11 protein-coding genes are annotated in these 8,042 nt (G+C 44.9%); 1 reads left to right on the top strand and 10 read right to left on the bottom strand.

What is annotated here, in order from left to right:
• Positions 1-82 precede the first annotated feature (82 nt).
• The 4 genes from PGY33_RS14075 to PGY33_RS14060 all read right to left on the bottom strand — a co-directional run bounded on the left by PGY33_RS14075 (position 83) and on the right by PGY33_RS14060 (position 2,286).
• Entirely contained in the window at positions 83-319 is a 237-nt protein-coding gene (locus tag PGY33_RS14075) for a hypothetical protein (protein WP_147356956.1), read from the bottom strand.
• Positions 320-392: 73 nt separating this feature from the next.
• Positions 393-1,481 carry a relaxase/mobilization nuclease domain-containing protein gene (locus tag PGY33_RS14070; protein WP_270479176.1) on the bottom strand — a complete coding sequence of 363 codons (1,089 nt, stop codon included), beginning with the start codon at positions 1,479-1,481 and terminating at the stop codon, positions 393-395.
• Positions 1,442-1,765, bottom strand: coding sequence for a plasmid mobilization protein (locus tag PGY33_RS14065; RefSeq protein WP_270479175.1), 324 nt, complete (start codon positions 1,763-1,765; stop codon positions 1,442-1,444). Before PGY33_RS14065 ends, PGY33_RS14070 begins: the two co-directional genes overlap by 40 nt.
• An 8-nt stretch (positions 1,766-1,773) precedes the next feature.
• Positions 1,774-2,286 (bottom strand): molecular chaperone GrpE, encoded by a 513-nt coding sequence (locus PGY33_RS14060; protein ID WP_270479174.1) that lies wholly within the window; start codon positions 2,284-2,286, stop codon positions 1,774-1,776.
• 747 nt (positions 2,287-3,033) lie between these two features.
• Here PGY33_RS14060 and PGY33_RS14055 point away from each other — a divergent pair.
• Complete coding sequence (locus PGY33_RS14055; RefSeq protein WP_270479173.1) at positions 3,034-3,615, top strand: hypothetical protein; 582 nt, start codon at positions 3,034-3,036, stop codon at positions 3,613-3,615.
• 820 nt (positions 3,616-4,435) lie between these two features.
• On the opposite strand, the gene PGY33_RS14050 is transcribed toward PGY33_RS14055, so the two are convergent.
• From PGY33_RS14050 to PGY33_RS14025, 6 genes are all read right to left on the bottom strand, one after another.
• Complete coding sequence (locus PGY33_RS14050; RefSeq protein ID WP_270479172.1) at positions 4,436-4,984, bottom strand: hypothetical protein; 549 nt, start codon at positions 4,982-4,984, stop codon at positions 4,436-4,438.
• Between the two features lie 14 nt (positions 4,985-4,998).
• Entirely contained in the window at positions 4,999-5,277 is a 279-nt protein-coding gene (locus tag PGY33_RS14045) for a type II toxin-antitoxin system YafQ family toxin (RefSeq protein ID WP_270479171.1), read from the bottom strand.
• On the bottom strand, positions 5,270-5,539 hold the full coding sequence (locus PGY33_RS14040) for a type II toxin-antitoxin system RelB/DinJ family antitoxin (RefSeq protein WP_138301788.1): 270 nt from the start codon (positions 5,537-5,539) through the stop codon (positions 5,270-5,272). The genes PGY33_RS14045 and PGY33_RS14040 overlap by 8 nt, the downstream gene beginning before the upstream one ends.
• A 106-nt stretch (positions 5,540-5,645) precedes the next feature.
• Positions 5,646-5,957 carry a type II toxin-antitoxin system RelE/ParE family toxin gene (locus PGY33_RS14035; RefSeq protein WP_270479170.1) on the bottom strand — a complete coding sequence of 104 codons (312 nt, stop codon included), beginning with the start codon at positions 5,955-5,957 and terminating at the stop codon, positions 5,646-5,648.
• On the bottom strand, positions 5,950-6,228 hold the full coding sequence (locus PGY33_RS14030; RefSeq protein ID WP_270479169.1) for a type II toxin-antitoxin system Phd/YefM family antitoxin: 279 nt from the start codon (positions 6,226-6,228) through the stop codon (positions 5,950-5,952). The genes PGY33_RS14035 and PGY33_RS14030 overlap by 8 nt, the downstream gene beginning before the upstream one ends.
• A gap of 56 nt (positions 6,229-6,284) precedes the next feature.
• Entirely contained in the window at positions 6,285-7,955 is a 1,671-nt protein-coding gene (locus PGY33_RS14025; RefSeq protein WP_270479167.1) for a hypothetical protein, read from the bottom strand.
• Positions 7,956-8,042: the final 87 nt, after the last annotated feature.

Here is an 8,042-nt window from a genome sequence, read left to right as displayed (position 1 = left end):
TTTTACCTTTTCCCGACAAAAAAATCGGTCGCTTTTCGACCGTATTTGCTTGTCCATATTTTACAGTAACGGCACGAGGGTGTCAATCCCTCGTGCCGTGTTTCTCTTTAATTTCTTGGAGCTGCACTCGGATACTCTTTTTTCTCTCTACTACTGCTTTAGGTTGTGCCTTTAATGTCCTATTGCACGCCTGTACCGTTGCACCTAACGCGGTCACAGCATTTATTATCCGCTGCCACCGCTCCCACGTTAACCCTTTTACTCGTCCAAAAAACGATTTCTTCGTTTGAATATCTTGAGTTTCCTCAGTTACTCCCATACATTTCTCCATAAGAGTGTTTACTACGCCTATTAGCAGTTTCTTTTGTTTCTGTAACCTCTCTGTTTCTTTCTTAAAGTTCGAGATCATCTCTCCGGTGTCGGCGCATACTTGCTTCAGCTGCTCGTTTTGCTTCTTTAGCTCTGCGTTCTCTTTCTGTATCTCCTGCACTTCGTCGGCTTCGTTCAGCTGCGCGTTCTTGTCTGCCAGCTTCTGCATTTCCGACTTGAGCAGCGATATTTGCGATGAAAGCTCCGATATTGTCTGCTTCTGCTGTCCGATTGTCTGTCTTTGCTCCTCGATCAGCTGCGAGCTGCTCTCTTGCACGCTGCGCTGTTTGCTGACTTCGTGCATTGCCCTCAAACTCATGTTCCAAGCTCTCCTTTCCAAAGTCCATGTTATAATACTTCTCCAGCTTGTTATTGCGGATTTTGCACTGCTTTTCGCCCTGCTCTTGCCGTTTTAAGTCTGTAAAGGTAATATATTTGTGGCTGTCCTGCCAGTCTACGCCGTATCCTCGCTCATTCATACGCTGCACAAAGTCTGTACGGCTGGTGGCCTGTTCTCGGCAGTCCAATATCGCCAGCGCAATATCTTGCACATAGCTCTTTACCTCGCCCTGCTCGGCTTTTTTGAGCAACTGATAGGTATCCTTGCTGAACGCTGCCGTTTCCTCTCGCTCCTGTCCGTCAAAGGTCTTTCCCTTTTCGGTAATATGCAGCCCATATTTCGCGCAAAGCTGGTCCGAATAATCTTTCATGGCCTGCAGCTCTGCCTTGCTCTGCTGGAGCTTGTGGCCGTCTACATAGCTCACGCTGTTCACCACAAAGTGCGTGTGGATATGCTCCTTGTCCTCATGGGTAGCAATCAACACCTCAAAGTCCTGCCACTCCGGTCGTGAGGCTGCCAGCTGGCACGCGATCTGGTGCGCCTGTGCCGGATCTATCTTCTCGCCTGGTGCAAAGCTCTGAACAAAATGCTTGTAGGTTCGCCCTCCGCCCTTATCCCACAATAATTTCGTAACTCTCATTTCATCTTTAACTGTATCAGGAACGCAATTCAAGCCACTCAGCAACTTTTGTTCAGTTTTTTCCTCTTGCATTACATAATCGAGGACTGTGTTTATCCCAGCTTTTGAAGATACTGCCTTAATGACTGCCATACCATTTTCACCTCATCTAATACCGTCGGCAATTCTTTTTTGTAATCAATATAGCCGCGCTCATTAAGTCTTTGGGCGATTTGGTTGAGGTTCGTGCCCTGCCGTTTCAGCTCCGGCACGATCTCTTTGATACCGTCCGTATTTACAATCTCCTTACCCAGCACGCAGGACAAAATGTACCGCTGCTGGTTCATGCCGCTTTCAGAAATTTTCTGTTGCAGCAGCTCCCATTCCTCCTCACTAACTCGGAACGAGAGCTGCTTCGGTCTACTCTTATTTGCCATGACCGCCGTTATTCTCCCTTAAATTTTCTCAGTGCCTCTACATAATCTCGGATTGCTTCTACTTCTTCGGCCATACTCAACTTGCTCGGCTTCCAATCGTCCAGCCAATACTGCAATTCATCTTCAAAATCGAACGTGTCACCTGGCTCCATTTCGTATTCTTCACGCTGCTCCTCAAACTCCTCTGGGTGCGATTTGTATTCTTCGTTCTCCTCATAGAGTTCGATAAAATTTTCGAGGTCTGCGTTCTGCTCCAGCAAATGCCACAGCAGCGTTCTCTTATCATCACGCTCAAAACCGCAGCGGTTGAACCAGTCCTCGGCAAGATAGCGTTCGTCCGAACCATTGGTGAAAGTGCCATCAACCAGATCACCGATGAAGCTCTCCAACAACTCAGAAACCGTCATGCCGTGGCTGGCTGCTTTTTGCAAAATGCGGTCGCAATCAGCATCGGACAATTTCAAAACGAGTGTCCGCTCTTTGACGGTTTCGATTTCTTTTTTCCGATCTTCGTACAACATGGGAAACCTCTCTTTCTTTCGTTCGCGGCGTTCTCCAAGCAGGGGATTGAAGGGGGTGCAGCCCCCTCACAAGCTCTAAAGTGGTAACACTTTAGGTAGCTTGCAATATATCTCCCACACCCTAATTATACATAGCTGGCATATCGTTGTCAAGTGTGGGAGATGGGCTTGCGGTAGCAAGCCCCAGTACGGCAGATTGCCCTCCTGCCTACTGCAGCACATGGAGAAAAACGAGCGTCAAGGGCTTGCTTTTTTCGCCCCGTTCGAGCCGTCTACGCAGCAGATCGGCGTGCAACGGGGCGAAAAAAGTGGTTCGCATGAACCACCCTTGACGCTCGCTTTTCGGAATATATGATGTTGGCAAGAGAACAATCGCTACACTCATTCCATTAACTGATATGAACACATCCAACGCTCGACTTCCAATTAAGCGATAAATTAAGCTTGCGATAACGCCGACCAAAACCACACCGCAAGCAAAAATCACAAGACCAGCCCGAAGTATTACTCCGACTGTACTTCAGTTATTATATCCGATTACATCATATCAAATAATCTAAGCATTATAACGATTTATCTGTTTACACTTTGTATAAATAAGCATTTCACATCTCGTTTTTATTGGTTAGTTCATACAAATAACTGATAAAAAATCTGTTATTATTTCTCTTGAAAATTTGGAACATCTATATTATAGTTAGCTTATGCTAATCACCATTTTCACCCTCTATAGAAAGGAGCATTTTCATGAAAAAATTGTCTCATCTTTTCTCCGCATTTTTGTGTCTAACCATTATCCTATCATCTGCAGTTGTAACGGCAGGCGCTGTTGATACCGCAGAAGAAGTGGAAGGATTTACGCCAACCAGCACCTCAACCTACGGAGATCTTTATCGCTATTTTGAGCCTGAAGAATTTTATTCCCTGCCGAAAGATGTTCAAGAAGCATATAATAATATGCCGCTCGAACCCACTTCAAACACTAATGATGTTTCCACTACTGCCGTGGAAGAATGCCTTTGGTACTTCCAGTTGGCACCTGATGTTACCAAAAACTCTGTTAAATTTGCTGCTACCATTCTCACTCCGAGAATTGTTTTGCCCTATGCCGGCGTCACTGTAAACCTCTACGATGTATCCGCCGGAAAGTACATTAAGTTCTTCTCCGATTCCGACTCCGGTGAATGGGGTTTTTTATTCGAAGATGAATTTACTGGATTAAAAAGCCATCATAAGTACAAACTCTCTGCAGGTGCAGCTATAACTCTACCAACAGGATATTTTGGCGAAACAACAAAAACCCTGATGACTGATGTCAAAACCAAATAAGTATAAAGATATACCATGAGGACGTTCTTGAACGTCCTCATGGTATATCCTATATTTTAAGTGGTTATCATTTTGTTGAGGTAATAAAAATGAACACTATAAAGAGCATAACTATACTTCGTATCGGCTTAATCTGCTTTTATATTTATTTCGCATCACAACCTATCGCTATATCTCAAACAGATTTATCTCTTCCCACTAACACTATTATAGCATTCATACTTTTTTGCGTGGTATTATTAACTCACTTTCCTTACACATATATCACTAATCAACTGCAGCAAAACGGCATTCCCTCTTTTAGCCACACTCCCTATTCTGCAAGTAATAAACTTATACATCCATTTCTGATCATTTTTACTTTAATCCTATTTGTCGAACACAATATTATATCAGGTTGGAGAATATGCGTTATTATAGCATCCATAATCATCCTGATCTTAGAACAATTCACTATAAAAAACGTTCTTACCACATGGATAGATAAAATCGCACATTATATTCAGATTACTGGTGTTATTCTGATCTATTTATATATTATTCTACTTTCGTCTATTAATACAATATCTTACATTATATTGAATTTTTTCTATGATAATGTTGTCTACGATGCTGCTACAATTTATTCTATCGGGGAAAAAGTCACCTTCCCGTTTGCAACTATACTTATTAACATTATAATGGTTGCTACGGTCTTCTCCTGCATTAATAGCATACATAAAAACTTATTTACTACCACAAAATAAATCCTTAAATAATAGTCTCCATTTCCCTCAAAAGCATACATCACTCAGGTCTGTGGCATTTCAATGCACAGCCTTTATCTCCGAAAGAACCTACTGAACCATCGTCGATTGTTCGGCGCAGTCTGCTCATCCGGCACGCTGGCAGCTGCACGATCTTCCCCATCGGAAAGCTGCTGCTGGATTGTCCCAGCGTGGAGGGCCTGCGCCGCACGCGCGGTTTCCTGCGCTGCCAGCAATGCAGTGCTGCACTCAGCCAACCTTGCGTTTAACTCTCTGATCTGCTGATCTTTCACTGACAGCTGTTCTTGCAGCGTATCAACAGTAGTCTGTAAAACGCAAACTAAATCGCAAACTTCATGGTTTTCGGTTTGCGATTGGTTGGCGTTTTCGGTTTGCAATTTGGTTTGCGATTGCTCATCGCTAACCGCATTTTCAGCCATGCTATCTCGCTGTCTATTTTTCCGAAAAGCCATTTTTATTAACTTTTCTTGTTGGTTTTCGATCGCAAACTGGTTTCCGTTTTTTCGCAAACTTGATCGCAAACCAAGGTTTGCGATTTGCTTACTTACAGCAGTCTTTGATACGCCCAATTCGTCCGCGATTTCCTTGATCGTTTTGGCCATCCGGCACACTCCCCTTAAAACAGGTCGCTATGCGAACCGGTTCTAATCAGCTTCAATATCAGAGCGCCGCGCTCAATCTTATACACCAGTAGCCAATCCGGCTGAATGTGACACTCTCTCATGTCCTTGTAATTTCTCGAATTGGTCAGCGCATGGTCTCGGTACGCAGACGGCAACGGCTTCTCCTCACACAGCAATTCCACGACAGCACTCAGCTTTTGCGGATCGCAGCCACGCTTCACCGCCAGCTTATAGTCTTTCTTGAATTGTCCCGTAAACTCCGGTTTAAGCATTAAGGGCCTCCATCATGTCTGCCACGCTGTCAAACGGGCCGTGCATATCTTCATCATTCTCCGCTGCTTTCATCGCTGCATAAGTGGTTTCGTTCGGCTCGTCCAGACGAACTTCAAACGGCAATCCATGATAGCGCAGTGCCTGACGGTAAAAAATGCCCGTAGCGGTGCTCAAATCCATGCCCAACGACTGAAACAAATCTGCCGCCTGCTTCTTCAGCTCCGGTTCAATACGAAGCGTCATATTACCCTTAGTTGCCATATAAAAGCACTCCCCTCAAAGCATATTACTGATATTCTACATCCATATTATATGCTTTATTTATTTGCGTTGCAAGCGCAATGCAAATAAAATTTGCTCGTGATTATTACTCCAGCAATCTGGCAACATCTCGTTTAGCATACACCACACGAGCGACTGTCACCAACTTCTTTTCTTCGTCCACCCAGTAAAACACCAAAAAATTCTGGACTAAGATTTTTCGATACTCACGCTTCAATGGGCGGATTGGTTGATACGTCGGAAGCGCATACGGAAATGTAAGTACGCTTTCCGCAGCGTTCACCATCTCCATCGCTAACCGATCTGCCGCAGCAGGGTTTTGCAGCTCACCACTGATATAGCGCACGATTTCAACCATATCTCGCTGGGCAACAGGCAGGTACTCCAGTTTATACACCCAACTCCCCTCCAATAGCGGCTTTCATCGCTTTCAACACATCTTTAGAAGAATAACGCTGATCTGTCAGCTCGGCCTCTCGCTCGGCCTCTTGCAGCTTGAAGTAAACCTCGCTTTCAAATTGCAGGTTTTCAAACGCTTCCATGCTCAAAACGACCATATCACCATACCCATTTTTGGTTAAAAAGACAGGCTGAGCCGTTTCATGCACTGTTTTGGAAATGTCCGCAAAGTTATTTCGCAAATCCGATACAGGTCTAATCATATTCATACCATCAACCTCCTTATCATTATTTTAGCGTAATTATGCTAAAATATCAACATCATTTATTTTCTGTTTTTGGGCGGAAACAAAGCGTTAACGCAATCGGTCGCTAAATAATTCATGTACTCATCGTCCGGCATAACGTTGATCCCGCGAATACCATTCACCGCACACCCAACCAACAGCCCGGCATCGACCTCACTTTCCGCAAAAACCATGTGTTTTGCCTGCTCCTGCACCTGCCCTTTTCTGGTCTTTCCATGCAAGAACACTTCATAGGCTTCTTCTTCCGAAAGCCCGCGTTCCTGCGCAATCGCAGTCACCGCAGCCACAATCTCAGCTGCCTTACGCTGGCTCTCATCACCAGACAGCTGAACCATCTTCTCTTTATTCGTATACTCTCGTAATTCCATCAAATCTATCTCCCTCCACCAGCGATACACTGTCGGTTTGCTCAATCCAGTTTCTCTGATACACTCCGCTTTCGTTCCCTCTGGATGCTCTGAACGCCACTCAGTTACCACAGATAACTTGTCCGGCCTGCCATTGCCCTCACGCCAATTCGGATTGACAACATTCTGAATTGCACGCATTACCTCCATGTGCTGTTTTTGTTTTCTTCCGTTCCGTTTATTCTTCTCGATCGGGATACCCGTGCGCCACACTATTATATCAATCGGATATGTAGTATAGCTATCCGTATAAGCCTCCAGAGCGTGCATAACATCATCTTCGGTAAACTCATCACCTTTTGTATTCATGAACGGAATAAGGCCGTATGCGTCCTCCTCGAGCGTTTCTCGGGGTACTCCACACTTCTGCGCATATGTCGCAAGAGTCATAATACACCAATATCTGTGGCCCTGTTCGGCCCCCTCTTTCAACTTCCTAATCCACCAGTCATAAACTGCTTTCTTGCAAGTCCATGTATTCCTCGGTCGCTTCTCCACAATACGCCGCTGATACCACTCCGGATACTTCTTCTTCGCATCTTCAAGCCGTAAATCAGACTTATAAACAAAACTCACAGCACGATGATCCTCTGGCACAAACTTATTCAAATACTCTACTGTGACCTTTTCACCGACCGAAAACGCACGGCAGCGACCACCATCTTTCGTAATCGTACCAACCACACGAAAACCCTGAAACAAACTCTCATACTGCACCTTATCATGCAGCGAGGACGCGCCCTGTGTCCATGCCTGCCAAGTCAGCCGCCTTTTCAGCTTCTCCAACTCCTCAACAATGTTCTTAAACATCGGAATAGGCCGCTTAAAGACATAATAAATATGGATACCTGAGCCGGAAGATACCAAATACGTAGGCCGCGGCAGACCCCAAACAAACTGCAACATCTCATGGCCACGGTTAATCTGCTCCATAAAGAAATCCCAATGCTTCCGCTCCGTCATACCATCAAGGTCAATAGCCAACGCATACATAAACCGAGCATTGGAGGACTTCCGGCTCTTACCTGCGTAGCTGATCGGACTCATAAGACAGAAATCATTTGCTCCAGCCATATCCGCAATCGTATCAAGATCATCAGTAATCGTCATACGCTTTGCGCGCTTGCTGCCTTTCTCAATGGCAATCGCTATGCCATTATATTTCCCATCCTCATACTCACCGCGCTCCTCGAAAGAACCTTCCGGAAAAATATCCCGATAAAAGTCCATATAGTGAACTTCCTCAAAAAGCGAGTTCAAAGCACCTAAAATATCATACATGACCACGCACCTCCAGCCCCCTATGGGGGCGTTATATTATCAATATATTTTTTTTACCTTTTCCCGACAAAAAAATCGGTCGCTTTT

The sequence above is a fragment of the Butyricicoccus sp. AF18-9LB genome (genome assembly GCF_027684505.1).
Lineage (GTDB): Bacteria > Bacillota > Clostridia > Oscillospirales > Butyricicoccaceae > Agathobaculum > Agathobaculum butyriciproducens.
Note: the sequence above shows the minus strand (reverse complement) of the source record. Positions and strands in the feature narration are given on the sequence as shown.